Source organism: Nocardia sp. NPDC019323, from assembly GCF_044389845.1.
In the GTDB taxonomy this organism is placed as follows: Bacteria; Actinomycetota; Actinomycetes; order Mycobacteriales; family Mycobacteriaceae; genus Nocardia; species Nocardia implantans.
Genome location: NZ_JBIRYN010000004.1, coordinates 18,295 through 38,221, shown reverse-complemented (window position 1 = coordinate 38,221; position 19,927 = coordinate 18,295). Strand labels below are relative to the sequence as shown.

General features: G+C 69.4%; 19 protein-coding genes and 1 pseudogene. 6 read left to right on the top strand and 14 right to left on the bottom strand.

Going from position 1 to position 19,927, the window contains the following annotated elements:
- Positions 1 to 72: 72 nt before the first annotated feature.
- Positions 73 to 1,368, top strand: coding sequence for an FAD-binding domain-containing protein (locus tag ACH49X_RS16865; protein WP_357205485.1), 1,296 nt, complete (start codon positions 73 to 75; stop codon positions 1,366 to 1,368).
- Here ACH49X_RS16865 and ACH49X_RS16860 read toward each other — a convergent pair.
- Entirely contained in the window at positions 1,296 to 1,520 is a 225-nt protein-coding gene (locus ACH49X_RS16860; protein ID WP_357205482.1) for a hypothetical protein, read from the bottom strand. The genes ACH49X_RS16865 and ACH49X_RS16860 overlap by 73 nt on opposite strands.
- A 230-nt stretch (positions 1,521 to 1,750) precedes the next feature.
- Here ACH49X_RS16860 and ACH49X_RS16855 point away from each other — a divergent pair, with 230 nt between their 5' ends.
- Positions 1,751 to 1,897: a hypothetical protein gene (locus ACH49X_RS16855; RefSeq protein WP_357205479.1), complete on the top strand. Its 147-nt coding sequence runs from the start codon at positions 1,751 to 1,753 to the stop codon at positions 1,895 to 1,897.
- 100 nt (positions 1,898 to 1,997) lie between these two features.
- On the opposite strand, the gene ACH49X_RS16850 is transcribed toward ACH49X_RS16855, so the two are convergent.
- From ACH49X_RS16850 to ACH49X_RS16840, 3 genes are all read right to left on the bottom strand, one after another.
- Positions 1,998 to 2,888 (bottom strand): manganese catalase family protein, encoded by an 891-nt coding sequence (locus ACH49X_RS16850; protein WP_195079380.1) that lies wholly within the window; start codon positions 2,886 to 2,888, stop codon positions 1,998 to 2,000.
- A gap of 183 nt (positions 2,889 to 3,071) precedes the next feature.
- Positions 3,072 to 4,142 (bottom strand): NAD-dependent epimerase/dehydratase family protein, encoded by a 1,071-nt coding sequence (locus ACH49X_RS16845; protein ID WP_357205476.1) that lies wholly within the window; start codon positions 4,140 to 4,142, stop codon positions 3,072 to 3,074.
- Complete coding sequence (locus ACH49X_RS16840) at positions 4,139 to 4,771, bottom strand: hypothetical protein (RefSeq protein WP_195079382.1); 633 nt, start codon at positions 4,769 to 4,771, stop codon at positions 4,139 to 4,141. Before ACH49X_RS16840 ends, ACH49X_RS16845 begins: the two co-directional genes overlap by 4 nt.
- 168 nt (positions 4,772 to 4,939) lie before the next feature.
- Here ACH49X_RS16840 and ACH49X_RS16835 point away from each other — a divergent pair, with 168 nt between their 5' ends.
- Positions 4,940 to 5,767, top strand: coding sequence for an SDR family oxidoreductase (locus ACH49X_RS16835; RefSeq protein ID WP_195079383.1), 828 nt, complete (start codon positions 4,940 to 4,942; stop codon positions 5,765 to 5,767).
- Between the two features lie 21 nt (positions 5,768 to 5,788).
- On the opposite strand, the gene ACH49X_RS16830 is transcribed toward ACH49X_RS16835, so the two are convergent.
- The 6 genes from ACH49X_RS16830 to ACH49X_RS16805 form a co-directional block, all read right to left on the bottom strand.
- The gene (locus ACH49X_RS16830) at positions 5,789 to 7,138 is read right to left on the bottom strand and encodes a family 1 glycosylhydrolase (RefSeq protein ID WP_195079384.1); all 1,350 of its coding nucleotides are present in this window, start codon (positions 7,136 to 7,138) and stop codon (positions 5,789 to 5,791) included.
- Between the two features lie 116 nt (positions 7,139 to 7,254).
- Entirely contained in the window at positions 7,255 to 7,836 is a 582-nt protein-coding gene (locus ACH49X_RS16825) for a TerD family protein (protein ID WP_067798617.1), read from the bottom strand.
- A 119-nt stretch (positions 7,837 to 7,955) separates the two neighbouring features.
- A complete protein-coding gene (locus ACH49X_RS16820) occupies positions 7,956 to 8,879 on the bottom strand; it encodes a phytoene/squalene synthase family protein (RefSeq protein WP_357205473.1) in 924 nt (307 codons plus the stop codon).
- 11 nt (positions 8,880 to 8,890) lie between these two features.
- Positions 8,891 to 10,423 (bottom strand): phytoene desaturase family protein, encoded by a 1,533-nt coding sequence (crtI, locus tag ACH49X_RS16815; protein WP_357205470.1) that lies wholly within the window; start codon positions 10,421 to 10,423, stop codon positions 8,891 to 8,893.
- Between the two features lie 14 nt (positions 10,424 to 10,437).
- A complete protein-coding gene (locus ACH49X_RS16810) occupies positions 10,438 to 11,553 on the bottom strand; it encodes a polyprenyl synthetase family protein (protein WP_357205467.1) in 1,116 nt (371 codons plus the stop codon).
- A gap of 65 nt (positions 11,554 to 11,618) precedes the next feature.
- Positions 11,619 to 12,113 (bottom strand): DUF6764 family protein, encoded by a 495-nt coding sequence (locus ACH49X_RS16805; RefSeq protein ID WP_357205464.1) that lies wholly within the window; start codon positions 12,111 to 12,113, stop codon positions 11,619 to 11,621.
- 125 nt (positions 12,114 to 12,238) lie between these two features.
- On the opposite strand from ACH49X_RS16805, the gene ACH49X_RS16800 reads away from it, so the two are divergent.
- Positions 12,239 to 13,096 (top strand): MerR family transcriptional regulator, encoded by an 858-nt coding sequence (locus tag ACH49X_RS16800; RefSeq protein ID WP_357205461.1) that lies wholly within the window; start codon positions 12,239 to 12,241, stop codon positions 13,094 to 13,096.
- A gap of 147 nt (positions 13,097 to 13,243) precedes the next feature.
- Here ACH49X_RS16800 and ACH49X_RS16795 read toward each other — a convergent pair whose 3' ends face one another.
- The 3 genes and pseudogenes from ACH49X_RS16795 to ACH49X_RS16785 form a co-directional block, all read right to left on the bottom strand.
- Positions 13,244 to 14,611, bottom strand: a complete 1,368-nt coding sequence (locus ACH49X_RS16795; protein WP_357205458.1) for an NtaA/DmoA family FMN-dependent monooxygenase — start codon at positions 14,609 to 14,611, stop codon at positions 13,244 to 13,246.
- Positions 14,612 to 14,622: 11 nt separating this feature from the next.
- Positions 14,623 to 15,838 (bottom strand): annotated as a pseudogene (locus tag ACH49X_RS16790) (LLM class flavin-dependent oxidoreductase).
- A gap of 306 nt (positions 15,839 to 16,144) precedes the next feature.
- On the bottom strand, positions 16,145 to 16,729 hold the full coding sequence (locus ACH49X_RS16785) for a TetR/AcrR family transcriptional regulator (RefSeq protein WP_195079468.1): 585 nt from the start codon (positions 16,727 to 16,729) through the stop codon (positions 16,145 to 16,147).
- A 160-nt stretch (positions 16,730 to 16,889) separates the two neighbouring features.
- On the opposite strand from ACH49X_RS16785, the gene ACH49X_RS16780 reads away from it, so the two are divergent.
- Together ACH49X_RS16780 and ACH49X_RS16775 are read left to right on the top strand one after the other, a co-directional pair.
- Complete coding sequence (locus tag ACH49X_RS16780; protein WP_195079392.1) at positions 16,890 to 17,351, top strand: DUF6463 family protein; 462 nt, start codon at positions 16,890 to 16,892, stop codon at positions 17,349 to 17,351.
- A 138-nt stretch (positions 17,352 to 17,489) separates the two neighbouring features.
- Positions 17,490 to 18,521 carry an aldo/keto reductase gene (locus ACH49X_RS16775; RefSeq protein WP_195079393.1) on the top strand — a complete coding sequence of 344 codons (1,032 nt, stop codon included), beginning with the start codon at positions 17,490 to 17,492 and terminating at the stop codon, positions 18,519 to 18,521.
- Positions 18,522 to 18,567: 46 nt separating this feature from the next.
- Here the strand turns inward: ACH49X_RS16775 and ACH49X_RS16770 are convergent, their stop codons facing one another.
- Positions 18,568 to 19,632: an LLM class flavin-dependent oxidoreductase gene (locus ACH49X_RS16770; protein WP_195079394.1), complete on the bottom strand. Its 1,065-nt coding sequence runs from the start codon at positions 19,630 to 19,632 to the stop codon at positions 18,568 to 18,570.
- Between the last annotated feature and the right edge of the window lie 295 nt (positions 19,633 to 19,927).

The following is a 19,927-nucleotide window of genomic DNA, read 5'->3' as shown; positions in this document are numbered from 1 at the left end:
TGGCACGCCGCCGAATGTCCGATACCGCCGTCGCCGATCCACGCGACGGAGGCCTGTCGTCGAGAATTCCGAATGGCCGTAACAATCGTACTCTTCACCCGTGACCTTCGCGTCCACGACAACCCGGCCCTGGTGGCCGCGGTACGCGAGGGCGCGGCGGTGGTTCCGCTCTACGTCGTCGACGACCGTCTCGTCGGCAGCGCGAAGCCCGCTGGGAACAAACTCCGTTTCCTATCCGCCGCGCTCGCCGAACTCGACGCCGAACTTCGCTGTGCCGGTGGCCAACTGGTGGTTCGCCACGGTGATTACGTCGAAGCGGTGGACCGGGTGGCGGCACAGGTGCACGCCGACAGCGTCCACATCGCCGAGGACGCCACCTGGTACGGCCGATGCCGCCTACGGGCACTGAGCGAACGGCTGGCGCGGCGCAGTTGCCTGCTGCACACCCATCCGGCCACCCTGACCGCCGTGGATCCCGCCGACTGCGGCCCGTACCGGCCCGACGACGAGGTTCCGGATTTCGCGACCTACTTCCGCCGATGGTTGTCGGCGCCGAAGCGGCGGCCGCTGGCCGAGCCGACGGAGCTGATCGTTCCCCGCGTCGACAGCGATCCCGTGCCGAGATTCGACGAACTCGGCGACGCGGCCATCTCACCGCAGCTGGCGGTCGGTGGCGAGATCACCGGCCGTGCGCTGTGGCGGGGCTGCGTCGCCGACCGGCGGCAACCACGCGGCCGGGCCACCGGTGAGCTCACGCGGGAGGGCTGCGACCGACTGTCGCCGTATCTGTATTTCGGGTGCCTGTCCGCCGCCGAGATGGTGTACCACACCGACATGGCGACCACGGACGGGCGCGCTTTCCTTCGCCAGCTCGCTCGGCGCGACTTCCATCTGCAGTTCCTCGTCGCGCGGGCCGACATCGCACGGTCCGGTGAAGGTCCCGGCGAGCGGCAGGCGCACGATCCGGTCGTGGTGGGCGCCTGGCGCGACGGACGCACCGGATACCCGATCGTCGACGCGGGGATGCGGCAGCTGGCCGCGCAGGGATGGATGCCGGAGCGCGCGCGGGTGATCGCCGCTGGTTTCCTCACCACGACGCTGCGGGTGGACTGGCGGGTCGGGGCCGAACACTTCCGCCGGTGGCTGCTCGACGACGCGGCGAGCGACCGCTTCACCTGGCAGCAGGCGGGACGTCTCGACCCGGGAGCCGTCGGCACCGCGGAACGCTACGACCCCGAGGGCAACTACGTGCGGCGCTGGATTCCGGAACTGGCTTCCCTGCCGGGTTCGGAGATTCACCGCCCCTGGCGGCACAGCGTGCCGACCTCGATATATCCGGCTCCCATCGCGGGCAGGGTGAGCACGTAACCGGCCTGCCGGGCGGTTTCGCGTCCGGCCGGATCCGGCAATTGTTCGCCGAGACCGCCGACACCTCCGACCCCGTCGAACGCGAAAGCAAGTTCTTCGAGTTGCGGCGCCTGCTCGCGGTGCACGAGACCGCCGAGGAAGAGATCATCCACCCGCGCGCCCGGCGTGAGCTCGGGGAGGGCGCGTCCATCGCGGATGCGCGGCTGGAAGAGGAGAACAAGGCGAAAAAGCAGCTCGCCGAGATGGAGTCGCTGGACATCAGCTCGGTGGAATTCCAGGTCGGCCGAACTGCGCGAAGCGGTGCTGGCGCACGCCGACCACGAAGAACGGGAGGAAATTCAACCGGCTGCGCGCGAAACTCGACGACGAGACCCTGCAGAGGTTGCGCAGAACCGTCGAACTGGCCGAGACGATGGCGCCGACCCGGCCGCATCCCGGCGTGGAATCGGCCACCGCGAATGTCCTCGTCGGTCCGTTCGCCGCGATGATGGATCGCGCCAAAGACATGATCAGCAAGCCGCGGCATTGATCCGGACAGTGAGCGCGGCGCGCGGCATCAGTTGCCGCGCGCCGCGTCGCTGTGCGTCCGAGCGGCCGCCGGTTCGCCGCGGCCGCAGGCGCTGGAGAGGTCAGTCCGGGATGTGCGACTCGTGGGTGAACGGTTTGGTGCCCTGAACCGCGGGCTCGCCTTGCGGGTTGGTCTCCGCGCCGTGATTGACGCGCTCGTCGGAGTCGAGCCATTCGGTGACCGGATTGTCGATATAGCGCCACTCCGTGCCCGACGGCCACGGGCCCTGCCCTTCGTTCCAGGGACCGCGGGCGCTCGCCGCGCCGTTGGACATGTTGAACGCCACGTTCTGGAACCGATCGTCGCCGGGCAGCACACCGGGCGGGAAATTGACCGGCAATTCGTTCAGCGCGGCGGTGAACTGCTGGAAGTGGGCGACCTCGCGGGTCATCAAGAACGAAAGCGTGTCCTGCACACCGGGATCGTCGGTGAACTGCTTGAGATATTCGTAGACGATCTTGGCTCGTGACTCCGCCGCGAGATTGCTGCGCAGATCGACCGAAGGCTCACCGTTGGCGTCGACGTAGTTGCCCGACCACGGCACGCCCGCGGAGTCCTTCACCACGGGGCCGCCGCCGCTGAGCGAGAAATACAGCGGGTTCACCGCGACCTGGTGGATGACCTGATCGCGTCCAGCGGAGCTCGACACCATCGGCATCCAGTCGCACCGCTCGTTGGCCTGCTTCAGATCGTCGTTGAGCCCGTCGAGCAGCATGGTGATCATCGCGCCGACGATCTCGAGATGGCTGAGTTCCTCGGTGGCGATGTCCATGAACAGGTCGTAGGTTTTCGGATGTTTGCCACGCAGCATGAACGCCTGGTTGAAATACTGCATGGCGGCCTTCAATTCCCCGTTGGCGCCGCCGAATTGTTCCTGCAACAGGGTCGCGAAGCGCGGATCCGGACGGTCCACGCGGACTTCGAACTGGAGATCCTTGTTATGGGTGAACATCGCTCTCCTTACCAATATGGTCGGCTGTCCGAAATGGCTTTCACTGCCTAACCCAGCGCATGACGAGCAAGAGACGCGTTGCTTGTTCGCTGGCGACGATACGGGTTCGCATCACCGGTCGCTCGCAGCGACACGAGCTGCGGCCAGAGGCGATAACCCCTTGTCATCCCCGGTTTCCGGCGGTCAGCGCCGGTGCTCGCCACCGGGCCGCTGATCCTGGTGGGAAGGACGCCCGAGCCGTATCTTCCGGTCGGGGGCCAGCGGCGGGCTGTAACCGGTCCTGGCGGCGCGCATGGCGGAGACCAGCTCCGCGCCGGTCTCGTGCGCGGCGAAGCGAGGCGCCCAGCCGAGTTCGCGACGGGCTTTGGACGAGTCGATCAGGCACGCTCGGTCGGCCAGGGTCAGCCACGCCGGATGCAACGGCAGCAGCCCGGCGCGCCATCCGGTCCATGCGGCGGCATGAAGCGCGCGCCGAGGCGCGGGCAGACGGAAGCCGCCGAACATTCCCGCGAGCGCGTCCGCGCCCAGGCACGGTTCGGCGGCGAGATTGAACGCCCCGGTCGCACGCTGGTGCGCGATCCGCCGGATCGCCGCAGCCACATCCGCGCTGTGCACCAGTTGCAGCCGCAACTCGCGCCACAACGGCACGGGGGCCAGGCGTCCGCCGACCAGCCGTCGCGGCAGCCACGGCGGCAGGATCCAGTCCGCCAGTTCCGCCGCGGCCTCGGCTTGCGCGATGCCGCACGGACGGATTCGCGCCGTGCGGATTTCCGGGTGGCCCGCCGCGAAGGTGTCCAGCTGTGCTTCCAGCTCCGCCTTGCCCGAGCTGTACGCGCTACCGGGCACGCCGGACAGCCGCCATTCCTCCGATACCCGCCGCCATCGCTCCGCGGGGGTGTAGGCGGCGCAGGAGGAGGCGGCGATGAGCTGGGGCACCGCCGACCGCGCCGCGGCGCGCAGCACGTTCTCGGTGCCGAGCAGGTTGGTCCTGCGCATCGGCGGGTCACCGCGGCGCGGATGGATCGCCCACGCCAGATGCACGAGCACGTCGGCGCCCGTACAGGCGGCCCGCAGGGTCTCGACCGCGTCGACGGCGCCGATATCGCAGGACACCCACCGGACCCCCGCGTAGGGTTCCCTGGTCCGGTCCGGTGTGCGACGGGCGATGCCGACGAGTTCGCAGTCGTCTGCACGCAGTGCCCGCAACAACGCCGTCCCGACGTTGCCGCTCGCGCCGGTGATCACCACCTTCATGCGCCGCGCCGCTCGGTTCCGTCGCGACCGGAGAGGGGCGGCGGGATGAGCAGGCCGCTGTCCCACGCGCGCTCGATCAGTTCGCCGACGTCGATGCGCCGGATCTGTTGCACCTCCTGGCTGGCGAGCAGCTCACGCAGGTACGCGACGATGTGGTCGGCCACCACGGCGCGGACGTCGCCGAAGCGATCGATCACCTTGGCGGCCCGGTCCAGCGGAAGAATCTCCACGTCGACGTGTTCGGTTCCCACGTCCTCGGTGTACACCAGCAGCGTGCACGCGTCCTCCGGCAGCAAGGCGAAACGCAGGCGAACGGCGACGGCGCCCGCGAAACGGGCGACGACACCGATCATGCTGATCCGCAGCCGGAGCATGACCGGCACCTCCACGCCGACATCCCAGCCGTCGGCTTCGCAGGGGGCGGCACGCACGATCCCGGGACGTCCCTCCACGGCCGCGACCGCGAGCCGCGCCGGACCCACCCTGATCGGTCCCGCCTCGATGCGGTCGCCCACGACCAGTTCCACCACCGAGGCGATGCGTTCGGGCTTCGCGGCGGCGCGCAGGACGGCCCGCGCGAACTGCTCGGCCGTCGGCACCGCCGAATCGTCGTCGCGTACGTCGGGCATGGCCACCTCCTTCCCACGGCGCGAGTACCCCCGCACCGGGAAAGAATGTGGGTTCGGGCTGGTCGAGTGCGTAACGCCGGATCGGCGATGCGAAGGTGGGGGAAATGGTCACGTCCGGGGCGGCAATGAGCGGGGTGTGGTCCGGGGCCGCCCGGGTAGTCGCGGGACATGGCTACTACAGCTCCACTTCCGGAAGAACGAGCGGGAACTCCGCGCCGAGCCGTGGTGACCGGGGGAGACTCCGGTATCGGCGCCGCGATCGCCGTCACCCTCGCCGCGGGCGGCGCCGATGTCGGGCTGACGTTCCACAGCGACCGCAGCGGTGCGGAGGACACCGCCGCGCAGGTACGCGACCAGGGCAGGACCGCCGCGGTGCGCCGTCTCGACTTGGCGGACCCGTCGTCCGCCGGTCCGGTGATCGATGAACTCGCCGGCGAACTCGGTGGCCTCGACGTGCTGGTGAACTGCGCCGGAACCGGCTCGGCGCAGAAGGCGATGGACATGGACTTCGACACCTGGCGGCACGTGCTGTCGGTGGACTTGGACGGGGCGTTCGTCTGCTCCCAGCGCGCCGCGGCGCACATGATCGCAGCCGGTGCCGGTGGCAGGATCATCAACATCACCAGCGTGCACGAGCACGTTCCCCGGGTGGGCGCCGCACCGTACTGCGCGGCAAAGGCGGGGCTCGGCGCACTGACGAAAGTGCTGGCGCTGGAACTCGCCGAACACGACATCACCGTGAATTCGGTGGCGCCGGGCGAGATCTCCACGCCGATGACCGGGCAGGAAGACGTCGATCCCCGTGAGCAGTCCCGTCCCGGGGTGCCGCTGGGTCGAACGGGGCACGCGAAGGAAGTCGCCGCCGTGGTCGCGTTCCTCGCCTCGCCGGAGGCTGGCTATGTCACCGGGGCGTCGTACCTGGTGGACGGCGGCATGCTCCTGATGGGCCCGCAGGCCAGCACCCTGCTGACCGACGAGAAATGGCGCACGCCGTGACCAGGCCGGCGCGGGCAGCGCCTACCGTTCCGACACCGGAGTCAGGCAGCTGGCCGGTGGATCGACGAACACGCACAGGGCCGGGCCGCGGGTGGGACGGTAGCCGTCGGGCACTCCGCCCGCGGCGATGATCTGCGTGTAGGCGCCGACGGCGTCGGTGGGGCGGCGGGTGAGCGAGGGGTCGGTGCGGACGTCCACGGTGTAGAGGCCGAACCGGGGCGTGTAGCTTCCCCATTCGTAGTTGTCGGTGAGGCTCCAGTAGTTGTAGCCCATGACGTTCATGCCGTCGGCCTTGGCGCGCTGGAGCCAATAGACGGTGTCGCGCAGGTGATCACCGCGCAGATAGCCGTCGGCGCGCGGACGGCCGTCCTCGGTCGGCATCCCGTTCTCGACGACGTAGAGCGGCTTACCGGGCAACCGGCGCGAATAATACTGCAGCGCATAGTAGATGCCCTCGGTGCGCAACGGCAGTTCCCAGATGCGCGGCCCGGGCAGTGTCGGCATCGCCGAGCCGCTGGCGCGCACGATCGACTCGAGCAGCGACTGCGCCGGGTCGAAGGCGAAGTAGTAGTCGACGCCCACGTAGTCGAGCCGATCGGCGATGCGGTCCATCAGCGGGCCGTTGACCTGCGCCTCCGAACCGGCGACGTAACCCATGTTGCTGGTCACCTGTGCGCCCGGCTGCTTCTGGTGGATGTAGTCGTAGATGGCGTTGTGCGCCTGCGCGACCCGGTCGAGCATCTCGCCCGCGTCCGCGGCGCCCCGGCGGACCTCGTGCATGATATAGGCGACGGGCTCGTTCACGGTGACCCACAACGGGTTGCGCGCCGCGTAGCGGTCGACGACAGCGCGCATATTGGTCAGCCAATCGTCGACCATGCGCGGATTGCGCCAGCCCCCGCGGTCGACGGCCCAGCCGGGGTACACCCAGTGGTCGAGCGTGATCATCGGTCGCATGCCGGCCTGTTCGACGCTGGAGACGACCGCGTCGTAGAAACGGAACGCGCCCTCGTCCCACACCCCAGGCGCGGGTTGCACTCGGGCCCACTCGATCCCGATCCGGAACACCTGGACGCCGAGGTCCGCCGCGAGCTGGATGTCGGAAGCGTAGCGGCCGTAGAAGTCGACCGAATCGCCGAGCCCGTCGTAGCCGGGGGTGGAGCCGACGTATCGCGTCCAATTGCTGTCGGGCGCATGGCCTTCGGACTGGAAGCCGGAGGTCGATACGCCCCACAGGAAGTCGCCGCCCAGCGCAGGTAGGCCCGCGACCGGCTGTATCTGCGGGGTGGCCGCGGATTGCGCGGCGAGCAGCAGCGTGGTTGCCGCGGCGGCGAGCGCGGCCAGGACGGACCGACGGAACCGAGATCGCATTGGCCCAGAGTAACCGGGGGCCCTGCGCCGATGACCGGAATCCGCGTATCGCAGCGATTCGAAGACGCGAGTGCGCGGTCGGCCGACGCAGGCCGCGTCGGGTGGCACAGCGGGCGCTACTGCATGGCGAAGCGCAGCAGCGCTTGCATGTCGCCCTGCTTGATCTTGCCTTGGCGATTGAGCACTTCCAGTTGCCACTGAGCGCCGTTGCGGAAGGCGCGAGCGACCGCGTTGGCGTTGTCGGTGCCGAGCAGCGATGGCCAGATGTCGGCGACTTGCTGGCTGTTTCCGCCGGTGGCGTCGTAGATCTTGAAGGAGATGTTGTTCGCCTTGTCGAAAGAGGAGCCCTTCTTGAAAGCGGCCGCCACGAAGATGATGGCGTCGATCGCGGTGGGGACGTCGGCGAAGGTGACGTGGATGGTCTCGTCGTCGCCGGAGGCCGCGCCGGTCTGTTCGTCGCCGGTGTGCGCGACCGCGCCGTTGCCCAACGGGTCGAGCGAATCGAGTCCCGCGAAGCGCACGGGATCGTTGCCCTGCATGAGGACGGCGATCAGATCGAGGTCGACACCGCGTTTGCGGCGTGCCCAGCCGAGCGCGCCGCCGCTCGTTCCGGACGACGGATCCCAGCTCACTCCGACACTCAATTTCGTGATACCGGCGAGGTCCGCGGCACCGTCTTCTTTTCTGAGCGTAATCACGACATCAGGATACTGACGACGAGCCGCGCCGCCCGGGATGACGAATCCGCCTGCGGCGCAGGGGCGGTGCGCTGGGCATCGGACCTCCGGCGCGGGATGCGGCACTGTCGCCGTGACGATCACCGATCCGGTCGGCGCGCCCGCCACGCCTGGACCAGTCCGGCCGCGCCGACCCGTGCTCGCCGCCGGTTCGGCACGGTCGCGCGGTGATCGAAGACGGCGTAGTCGCTGGCCTCGATGCGGTCGAGGATCTCCGAGTACAGTGTCTTCGCCGTCGTGACGCACGGTCGCGAACGGCGTTGCAGCAGCGCGATTCCCGCGTCCGCGAAGCGGTAGATGTCGCGGGTGCGGGCGATTTGCGCTGCCAGGGCTCTGCGTACCCTGGGCTCGGTGCGCCGTCGGGCCGCGCACCAGCGCAGGAGATCGCGGTCGACGTCGAAGGCGGCGAGTTCGTCGGCGGGCAGATACACCCGGTCGCGCAGCAGGTCTTCGCCGATGTCCCGCAGGAAGTTGGTCAGTTGGAACGCTTTGCCGAGCGCGGCGGCGTACGGCGCGGCCTCCTCGGCGCGAGCGGCGCCCAGGATCGGCAGCAATTGCAGTCCGATCACTTCGGCCGACCCGTAGACGTAAATGTCGAGCGCGGCGCGATCGGGATAGTCGGTCACGGTCAGGTCCATTCGCATCGATGCGAGGAACGCGTCGAACAGCACCGCGGGTATGCGATAGCGATCGGCGGTGTCCAGCACCGCGGGGAGAACGGCGTCGGCGTCGGCGGCGCGGTCGCGGAAATGCCCGGCGAGCGCCTCCAGTCGCAGGGACCGTTCGGCCACATCGCGACCCGGGTCGAACTCGTCGAGGATGTCGTCGGCGCGGCGGGCGAAGCCGTACAGGGCGTGTACCGCGGGGCGCTGATCCGGCGCGAGCAGGCGGGTCGCCAGGAAGAAGGTCTTCCCGTGGCTGGCGTTGAGCCGGCGGCAGTACCGGTAGGACCGGTGCAATCGCTCGTCGCCGGGCCGGGTGGTGTCGAGGTCGGTGCGGGTCATCTGGATTCCCATCACAGTCGTTCATCGATGTGGCTGGTGGCGAGCGCGGAGACGGTGCGGCGCGGGCGCGCGGGGCGCGGGCCGGTGACGCGATCCGCGGCCAATCGGCCGGAGATCAGCACCGGGGGGATTCCCACTCCCGGCACGGTCGAGCCACCGGCCAAGACCACATTGTCGATGCCGCGAATCATGTTGGCCGGTCGGAACGGACCGGTTTGGGAGAACGTGTGCGCCAGCGCGAACGGGCTCCCGGCGAGCATGCCCCGGCGCGCCCAGTCGGCGGGTGTGTCCACGCGCAGGATCTCGACTTCGCCGAATCGTGCGCCGAGACGATCCTGAGCGACCTCCAGCATCCGCGCGGCATAGCCGGTTCCCGACCGATCCCAATCGATGCGGCCGCGCTCGAGGTTCGGCACCGGCGCGAGCACGGACAGCAGGTCCCGTCCCGCCGGCGCCAGCGACGGGTCGGTAGCCGTGGGCCGGGTGACCAGCAGCGAGGGATCGCGCATCACCTGGCCGCGGACGATGATGTCGCGGAACGACTCCTCCCACGCGCCGCCGAACAGCAGGCTGTGATGCGACATCTCGATCGTCGGCGCGCAGCCGAGATGGGCGATCACCGCCGACGGCGCGGCGGTCAGCGGCGCCGGACGCCGGGGTGTGCGCGTGACCAGGCGATAGGTCTCGTGTAGCTCCGTCGTCAGCACCACCGTGTCGCACGGGATGCGATCGCCGTCCGTGGTGTGCACCGCGGTGATCCGCGAACCGGCGCGCTCCAGCGCGGTCACGGCGGCGCCGTAGCGGAATCGGACACCGGCCCCGGTCGCCGCGTCGGCCAGCGCTGCCGGGAGCGCGCGCATCCCACCGCGCGGGAAGAACACACCGCCGATGGTGTCCATGTAGGCGATGACCGCATAGGCGGCGAGCGCCCGGCTGGGCGCGACACCCGCGTACAGCGATTGGAACGTGAAGACCCGCCGCAGTTCGGGGTCGCGAATGTAGCGCGCGACGGCGCGATCCCATCGCCCGAAACCACCGAGGGCGATCAGCCGGGCGAGCGCCGGCGTCACCATGGACAGCGGTGAGTCGAAATTCGCGGCGATGAACCGGTCCATCTCCACTCGGTACAAGCGCGTCAGCCAACGCCGCAGGCGACGATAGCCGTCCGCCTGCTCAGGGCCGCAGAACCGGCGGATCTCCTCTTCCATGCGCTCGGCATCGGCGTGCACCTCGAGCGTGCGCCCGGCGGCGAAATGCGCCCGATACGCCGGTTCCACCGGCTCGAGCCGCAAGTGGTCGGCGGTGCGTGCGCCCGCGGCCGCGAAGACATCGTCGACGATCTCGGGCATGGTCAAAACCGTCGGGCCGGTGTCGAGGCGATAGCCCGCCGGATCGGCGTACCCGGCTCGGCCGCCCGGTACCGCTTCGCGTTCCACGACGATCACTTCGCGAGAGCGGCCGGCCAGATGCGCGGCCGCGGACAACCCCGCGAGTCCGGCTCCGACCACCACCACCCGGTCGGTCGCTCCTTCGACGATGCGCATGTGCAACCTCCTGGTCATGCGACGCGTCCGGTGCAGGCGAAGGCCATGTGCGCCAAGGCGGCGCGCATCGGTGCGGTGAGATCGGCGGTGCTCAGGGCGTCCACCGCGCGGGCGACCAAGTCGGCGATCATCGTCTCGATCCGCTCGGGCGCCCCGGACTCGATGATCAGGGTTCTGGCGCGGTCGATCTCCACGGGGCGCAGTCGGGGGCGATGCAGCAGGAAGGACAATTCGGCCCGCGCCGAGTGGGTCGCCATCTCCCGCGCGAGGACCACCACGCTGGTCGCGGTGCGTTCCGCGAGGTCGCCGTCGGCGGGCTTGCCGGTCACGGCCTGCGACCCGAAGATGCCGAGTATGTCGTCCCGCAACTGGAAGGCCTCGCCCACCGCGGCGCCGTACCGGCCCAGCGCGTCCAGGACGGTCGCGGGACAGCCTGCCATCGCGGCCCCCATCTCCAAGGGGCATCGCACCGTGTAGTTGCCGGACTTGATCCGCGCGATCGCCAGCACCGAGGCCAGCGCGGGCTCGGTGCGCGCGTCGTTGAGCAGATCCGCGAATTGGCCGGTCGCCAGTTCCACCCGCATGGTGTCGTAGCGCGGCCACGCCCGCGCGAGCGCGGTTTCGGCGAGCCCGCTGTCCCGGAGCATCTGCTCGGCCCACACCAGACACATGTCCCCGAGCAGGATCGCGGCGGACTCGCCGTACCTGGCGGCGGAGCCGGGCGCCCCGATGTCGCGGTGGGCCCTGGCGAACCGGACATGCGCCGCCGGTGCGCCGCGGCGCGTCGCGGACCGGTCCATGACGTCGTCTTGGAGCAGCGCGAACGCGTGCAGCAGTTCCAGGCCGGCTGCCGCGCGCAGCGCCGCCGGGTCGTCCGGCGCGCCGCACCGCCAGCCCAGGTACATGAACGTCGATCGCAGGCACTTCCCGCCCATGGCGTATTGCCGCAGAATGTCCTCCGCGCCCAGGCGGCGAAGCGGCGCGGGGCAGGCTCGCGGGACGAAATCGCCCAACTCGGCGAGCACCGCCTTCCGCACCGTCTCCCGCCACAGCGAGATGGGGGTGGTTGCGAGGGCCGGCAGGTCACCGGCCGGTTCGCGCACTATCGATTCCGACCACACGATGTTCATTCGCGCTTTCCTTCCACGCCTCGGGCAACCACCCGCACGTCTGACATGCTGCACATAACGATGCATTATCGAGGCGAGAAGCAGGCCTGGCCTGTCTGGAAGTCGCCCGCGAACCCGAATCCGCCGCCGCAGGTCGGCGCGGTGACGCCGGTGACCGCGACCGTCGCGCCAGGGCCGGCGATGCCGATCGACAGTCCCGGGCGCACGCCGCTGGTCGTGACTCTCGCGTCGGGTCCGACGGCTATCGCGGCCGGACCCGACAGGAACGTCGAGTTCGAGGTGGCGACGCCGCCGCCCTGCGCGATCGCCAGGGAAAGGCTGCTCGGAGCTGCGTCTGCGCTGGCTGCCGCCTCGATGCCGTAGGCGGCCGCAGCGCCTCCCGTGTCGCTGCGCGCCGCGCACGATGCCGTGCCGTCGGTGCTCTGGGTGGCGGCGGGGCCGGGTGCGGAGCACGCCGCCGGAGCGGCGGTGGCGGCTGGTGCGGTGAACCACATGCCCAGCCATGCCGCGCCGACGGTGGTCGTCAGCCCGAGTGATCGGGTGAAAGTGCGTCGGTCCATAGCGCGTCCTCCTCGGGAAGTTCGGCTTGTCAGGCTTCACGCTACGCCAGTAATGATGCAAAATCGATGCATAAGCTCGAGCTTTTTCGAAGGAGTGGAACTCGTGTGCCGGATGCGGTCCGACGATGGTTGACGAGGAGTCCGGCCGATACCCGGTGGGCGCGGTGGCGAGGCGGCTGGGCATTCCGGTCGCCACGCTGCGCAGCTGGAACCAGCGCTACGGGATCGGCCCGCCGCGCAGGCAGCGGGGTGCGCACCGCCGCTACAGCGAATCAGACATCGCGACTCTGCGGCGCATGATCGACTTCATCGCGGCGGGCGCGGCGCCGGCCGGCGCCGCGCGCCGGGCGCTCGCCCAGCCTGCGCGCGCGTCGGAAGGCCGCAGCGCGCTCTTGGTCGCCGCCGACCGGCTCGAACCCGATGTCGCGCTCACGCTGATCATGGCGCGGCTCGCGCGCGACGGTGTGGTGGCGACGTGGAACGGTTTGTGCCGGCCGGCCTTCGCGACCATCGTCGCGGAGCAGGCCGATGGCGGCGGCCTGGTCGAAGTGGAACACCTGTTGTCCTGGGCGGTGATCGCGGGGTTGCATCGGATGTTCCCGCCGGTCCGGCGGCCGCGCGGCCCGCCGCCGGTTCTCCTGGCGTGCACGGCGGGGGAGAACCATGTGCTTCCCCTGGAGGTGTTGCGGGCCGCGCTGGCCGAGCAGGGCGTCGTCGCCGTGCTGCTGGGTGCGGCGGTGCCCGACTCGGCGCTGAGCGACGCCTTGGCGCATTACGACGAGCATTGCTCGCTCGTGCTCTGGTCGCAGTTGCCGCCGAGCGCCACGCCGGAAACCCTTCGGGCCGTGGGGCAGCCGACGGTGCGGGTGCTGGTGGCCGGGCCGGGCTGGTCCGCCGTTGCGCTGCCGCCCGAGGTCCCCTACGTCACCACCCTCGAGAACGCTCTCGCGACCCTGCTCGAACTCATCTCCGGCCCTGTCTGATCCCGGCTTCGCGGCCGGACTCGTCTCGACAACAAAGCCACCCGGCCGCCCGCCACACAGGCATCGACCGGCATCCGCTGCCGGGAGGGCCAGTGGGCCCGGCAGCGGACGCCGGTCGATAGGACGTGCGGACGACCGCGGCCGAACTCAGGCGTCGGCCGGCACCGCCTTCGCCGAGCGCACATCCGGCAGGCCGAGATTGTCGCGCAGGGTGGCCCCCGTGTACTCGCTGCGCAGCGCCCCGCGGTCCTGCAACAGCGGCACCACCTTGTCGACGAATTCGTCCAGGCCCCACGGCACCAGGTGGGAACCGAGAATGAAACCGTCGGAGCCGTCGTTCTGCACGAAAGCGTCGATCTGCTCCGCGACCTGCGCGGGGGTTCCGACCAGGGGGCCGCGTTCGAACTGGTCGATCACCACCTCGCGCAGCGAGAGCTTCTTCGTCTCCGCGACCTGGCGCAGCCGTTCGGCGGTGGCGAAGCGGTCCTGGTGGACGAAGGCGCGACCCTGGATGATCGGCGGCGCGTCGGGGTCGGGATCGATGTCGGGGACCGGCCCTTCCGGGTCGTAGCCGGACAGATCGCGGTTCCAGATCTGTTCCAGCAGAATCAGCGCGGTCTGCCCGGTGACCTGCTCGTCGCGGATGGCGTGGTATTTCTCGATCGCCTCGGCTTCGGTGTCGCCGAGAACGAAACTGGCCGACGGCAGGATCTTGATGTCCTCGGCGGCCCGCCCCGCCGCCACAGCGCGCGACTTGATGTCGCGGTAGAAGTCCGCGGCCTCCGGCAATTTGCCGTACGGGGAGAAGATGGCATCGGCGTTGGCCGCGGCGAAGGCGCGTCCCTGTGGTGACACGCCCGCCTGGAGGATCACCGGCCTGCCCTGAGGGCTGCGCGGCACGGTGAAGCGACCGGAGATGTCGAACGGGCTGCCGTGGAAGGCGAAAGCGCCGGCGTCCGGCCTGGCCAGAAACCGCCCGGAGTCCTTGTCGGCGACGATGTCGGCCGCGTCCCAGGAATCCCACAGCGCCCGAACGGCGTTCAGCGTCTCCTCGGCGCGCGCATAGCGGTCGGCGGGATCGAGGAATCCGCCGCGCCGGAAGTTCTGGCCGGTGAAGGCGTCGAACGAGGTCACGACGTTCCACGCGGCGCGGCCGCCGGAGAGATGGTCCAGGCTGGCGAACTGCCTGGCCAGTTCGTAGGGCTCGTTGAAGGTGGCGTTGATGGTGCCCGCGAGCCCGAGATGCTCGGTGACCGCGGCGATCGAGGCCAGCACGGTGAAGGTGTCGGGGCGGCCGATGATGTCCTGATCGAAGATCCGGCCCGCGCGTTCGCGCAGGACGAGCCCTTCGGCGAGGAAGAAGAAATCGAACTTGCCGCGTTCGGCGGTGCGGGCGGTGTGCTCGAAACTGCTGAAATCGATCTGGCTGCCCGCCTCGGGATGCCACCAGGCGGTGTGATGGTTGACGCCGCCGAGGTAGGCGCCAAGGATGACCTGCTTACGGGGGGTGCTCATGGTGACCTCGCTCAGGCAGTCGCGTAGCGGTTGGGGACGTCGGTGGGCAGGCCGAGCAGCGCGCGCAGCGAGCCGTCCGGGTAGCCGGTGCGGAACACACCGCGGCGTTGCAGCGCGGGGACGAGCCGGTCGGCCACTGCCGCCAAGTCGTCGACCGCGACGCCGGGCCGCAATCGGAACCCGTCGACCCCCTGCTCGCTCCAGTCGGTGAGCAGATCGGCGAGCTCGTCGGCGCTTCCCGCGAAGACGGCGGCGTCGGAACCGAATTCGGCACCCGCGAGTTCGCTCAGCCGGGACAGACGCTGCGGACCGGACTGCTCGTCGGTATCGAGGAAAACGGTGATGTCGGCATAGACTCGCAGCGGCTCACCGGCGCGTCCCACCCGCGCCGCGGCGGACGCGACTTGTTTCAGGATCGGGCCGGGGCCCTCGTCGCGGGTGGGCGTGACGAAGACCAGATCGGCACCGCGGGCGGTGAATTCGTAGATCAAGGGGCCGTGCGCAAGAGCCGCCACCACCGGCTGCCCTTGCGGCGGACGCGGCGTGATCGATGGCCCGCGGACGCTGAAGAAGCGGCCCTCGAAGTCGATGTAGTGCAGTTTGTCGCGATCGATGAACCGGCGAGTGGCCACATCGCGGATCTCCGCGTCGTCCTCCCAGCTGTCCCATAGCCGCCGCACCACCTCGACGGCGTCGGCGGCTTCGTCGAAGAGATCGCGCACCCGGTCGGGGAAGACGCCGGAGGCGAGGGCTTCGGCGAGTTCGGCGGGAGTCAGGTCGTGCACCCCACGGCGTCCGAAGTGGGCGGCCTCCTCGGCGGTACCGGACACCCGCGCTTGCCAACCCGCCCGGCCACCCGAGGTGTAGTCGAGGGTGGCGATCGACTTGGAGACGTGGAACGGCTCGGTGTGCGTGGTCGTCACGGTCGGAATGAGACCGATACGCCGGGTGACCGGGGCGATCCGTGCGGCGATTCAGATGCGCGTCGATCCTGGCCCTGACCTGATCGACGGCGTCGTCGGACGGTGCGTGCCCTCCACCGGGGATCCGCAGACTGTCTTCGATGCTCACGAAATCGAGCAGTGCCCGCTCCGCGGTCCGGATCAGGTCGGTCCAGTAGCCGGGGCCGAACAGTTCGGCAGGACGGGAGTTGGGCTCCCGCCACGCGGCCGGATGCCAGCCCGCCCCGTCGAGCGCGACGCCGATATGCAGTGGGTTCGGTGCCATCGTCTCCCGTTTCTCTCCATGCGCGAATATCGTGCGGTGCAACGCCCGAAACCGCTCTGCGACGGACCGAACGGGGGCTGCGAGCACGGCCGAAGACGGGCTGTGTCACCGGGCTCGACGGACCGGGAAGGAATAACGCGTGGCCACGGCGGAGAATGTGCGCACACGCTAGCCATCGCACGCGGAGTGTCAACGATTCAGATCAGCTCGATCGATGGGAAATACGGCGGCGCGACCGGTGTGCTGCGGCCCGGAACGGGGCCGAGCTCTCACGCGAAAGCCCGGCCTGCCGAACGTGCGCAGCGTTCAGCGCGGCGGACGCAGAAGGTATTCTCCGGCGAGTTCGACGGCTTCGCGAGTGGTGTAGCCGGGGTGGTCGGCGACGATGAAGTGACGGCCGATCGCGAGGGCGAAGGTCAGGGTGCTGCGTGCCTCGACCTCGTCGGGGTCGGTGATGAAGGCCCCGAACATTTTGCGCAGGAAAGTCATCCGCTCGTTGTCGATGCGCCGCAGGCGCGTGGCCACCGATTCGTCGTGGCGGGCCCAAGCGCGCACCGCGAGATCGATGCGGTGCAGGTCCTCGGTGAAGGTCAATCGTCCGGCGCGCCGGATCCGGTCGGCGGCGTCGCCGCCTTCGGCTTCGGCCTGGGCGAGGACGGCTGTCGTGCAGCGGCGTTCCCACTCGTCCAGCATTTCCGTGAGCAGCGCGGGACGGCCGTCGAAGTAGCCGTAGAACCCGCCCTTCGTCACGCCGAGCTGGGCGGCGAGCGTCTCCACGCGGACGGCATCGGGTCCACCGCGGGCGAGTGCTTCCAGACCCGCCTCGATCCAGCGGTCGCGGGTGGTGCGGGGCACGGCAGGAATCTGGCCACCTCCATTGATCGGACTGATTCTGTACGTTACCGTATAGATCAATTGTACGGAATCGTATAAAAGCGAATGTCGCGCCGCGATACGGGAAGTCGACCTCGCGATCGTCGACCCCAGCGTGAGGGGCCCCGGCGGAACCGTGACGACGCCGGAACTTCGTCGGAACAGGAAAGGTCACGAGATGAAGGACAGAAAGCGATTGCTCCGCTGGTCCGGTGCGATCCTGCTCGTGCTGGGCGCAGGGCACCTGATCCTGCTGGCACTCTCCTCCTGGGGAAACATCACCGGCTGGGCCGAGCGCGGTATATGGGCGGCCGTCCCGCTCACGCTCGGAGATGAAGACATCGTGCAGACGGCGGAGTCCTTGGAGAACAAGCTGACGTTCTGGGCCGGCCCGGGCAGCTTCGCCGTGCCGTTGATGCTGTTGGGTCTGCTGATCTGGCACCTCGCCGGACGCGGGGTGGCCGTGCCCGCTGTAATCGGCTGGGGCCTCGCGGCATGGTGCTTGCTGGGCGGTGTCCTGCTCGTGCCGTCGCCATTCTTCGTCGGAATCGTTTCCGGGGCGCTTGTCATCGTGGCGGCACGGAAGGACGATCGGCCCCCGGTGAGTGCGACAGCTTCGAGCGCGGAGAGCCGAGGCTGATCGGTCCGGCGGGAGGCGCGGCACGCGGGGGTCGGCATGGCACGACGGGTTTCGATCAGCGTGAGCCGACCGGTCGCACCGGAGGGGCCGAAGTGGTGCACTCTCGGTGATCACGCAGCGAAAGGAAGACACGCACAGATGAGTTATGGCCCCTTCGATCCGACCTATGCTGCCGCGGCGGACCGGTACGAAAAAGTCCCGTACCGCCGCACCGGTAACTCCGGCCTCGACCTTCCTGCCTTCTCGTTCGGCTTGTGGCAGAAGTTCGGCACCGATTACCCGTTCGCGACGCAACGCGAGATCATCCTGCGCGCTTTCGATCTCGGCATCACGCACTTCGATAACGCCGACCGCTACGGACCGCCGCATCGCGCCGCCCAGAAGAACTTCGGCGCGGTGCTCGGCAAGGACCTCGCTCCCTACCGTGACGAACTCATCCTCTCGACCAAGGCGGGCAACCCCATCGGGCCGAGCCCCTATCTCCGGGGCGGTTCGCGCAAGTCGATCCTCACCTCGCTCGAGCACAGCCTGCGCGACCTCGGCACCGACTACGTCGATATCTTCTACCATCACAGCCCGGATCCGAGCACGCCGTTGGAGGAGACGGTCGGCGCGCTGGTCAGCGCCGTGCAACAGGGCAAGGCGCTCTACATCGGCCTGTCCAATTACGCGCCCGACCGCACTCACGAGGCCGCCGAGCTGCTCCGGCAGGCGGGCGTTCCGCTGTTGATCCACCAGGCCCGCTACTCGATCTACGACCGCAGCCCCGAGCGCGGCGGCCTGCTGGAGACCGCCCGCGAGGACGGCTTCGGCGTGATCGTCTACTCGCCGCTGGCGCAGGGCCTGCTGACCGACAAGTACCTGGAGACGATTCCCGACGGGGCGCGGGCGCAGAACAGCAGCTTTCTGTCGCCGGATGTCATCGACGAGACCTACCGGCAGCGCACCGCCGCGCTGAACAAGATCGCCGAGGCGCGCGGCCAGTCGCTCGCGCAGCTGGCGCTGCAATGGGTGCTGCGGCGCCAGGAGGTCACCTCGGCGCTGATCGGCGCGAGTTCCACCGCGCAGCTCGATCACAACATCGCGGCGCTGAGCTTCCCCGCCCTCACCGACGACGAACTCGCCCTCATCGACGAGCACGGCGTGCACGGGACCGGCCTGAAACTCTGAGCCCGCGCCACGCGGATCGGGAGGGGCAGCGCACGCGCTGCCCGTCTCAATCCCGCAGCAACGGCAGCAGCTGCTTGCCTTGACGCTCGATCTCGGTCAGATACGGGGTGTCGGACAGCACGAAATGCGTGATGCCCAGGTCCTGATACTTGCGCAGCGATTTGGCGACGTCGTCGGGGGAGCCGACCAGCCAGGTCGTCCCTGCCCCACCGCCGCCGAACTTCCCCGGCGTGGTGTACAGGTTGTCGTCGAGCACCTCGCCCTGCGCGGCCAGCTCCAGCAATCGCTGCTGGCCCACCGCCGTTCGGCGATGCGGGTTCGGCACGGGCGCGTGGTGGTGGTCGGCCATCGCCGCGACCTTCGCCTCCGCCTCCGCCCAGGCCTGCTCGGTGGTGTCCCGGACGAAGGTGGTGACCCGCAGGCCGAACTCCAGTGGCGGGTGCTCGCGGCCGAGTTCCTCACTCAGCGACCGCAGGCGCTCGATCCGTTCCCTGACGCCCGACAGGGGCTCGCCCCAGAAGAGCTGGACATCGGCCTCGGTCGCCGCCACCCGCTCCGCGGCCTCCGAGGCACCGCCGAAGTAGAGCTTCGGATGGCGGCGCTCGCCGCGCGCGACGATCCTCGGCAGCGCGGTGGAATCGATGACCTGGTAGTACTGGCCCCGATAGGTGACGTTCTCCTCCGTCCACAGCCGGCGGACGAGTTGCAGGAACTCTTTGGTGCGGGCGTAACGCTCGGCCTGATCGCTCTCGGTCTCGCCATAGGCCGCGAGATCGTCCTTGCCCGACACGATGTTCACCCGCACCCGGCCGCCGGAGAGGTGGTCGAGGGTCGCCGCCGCCGATGCGAAGTTCGCCGGACGCCAGTAGCCCGGCCTGATGGCGACCAGCGGCTCGAACGTCGTGGTCCTCGCGGCGAGAGCCGTGGCGACGGTGAGGGTGTCCGGGCGGCCCCACCCGGTGCCGAGCAGAGCGCCCTGCCAGCCGTGTTCCTCGAGTGCCTTCGCCTGGGCGGTCAGGGTGTCCAGGCTGTTGTGATCGGCCACGACGGTGTCACCGCGATGTCCAGGCGTGACCTGATTCGGGATGTACCAAAGGAATTCGGAACTCATCGGCGCTGAATCCTGTTCGGTGGGCGTGATCAACGGGCGAATCACCCGGCTGGCGGGTCGGCCAGCCGTCGGGCACCGAAATTATCGACCGCACCCGGTGCCGTAAGTCCTTCGCCGCCCGCGCCATTCACCCTGAGGAACCGGCCCTGAACTGCGGTGATGCGCTGTGATGAGACATAAATTCATCCAGATTCCAGCGACGGCCGATGCGCCTGTCGCGATACCGGTGCGCGGGTGGACTTAGAGGCCGAGACTTCCCGTCGCGGGCCGCAGGCAGTGGAATCGCGCCGCTGCG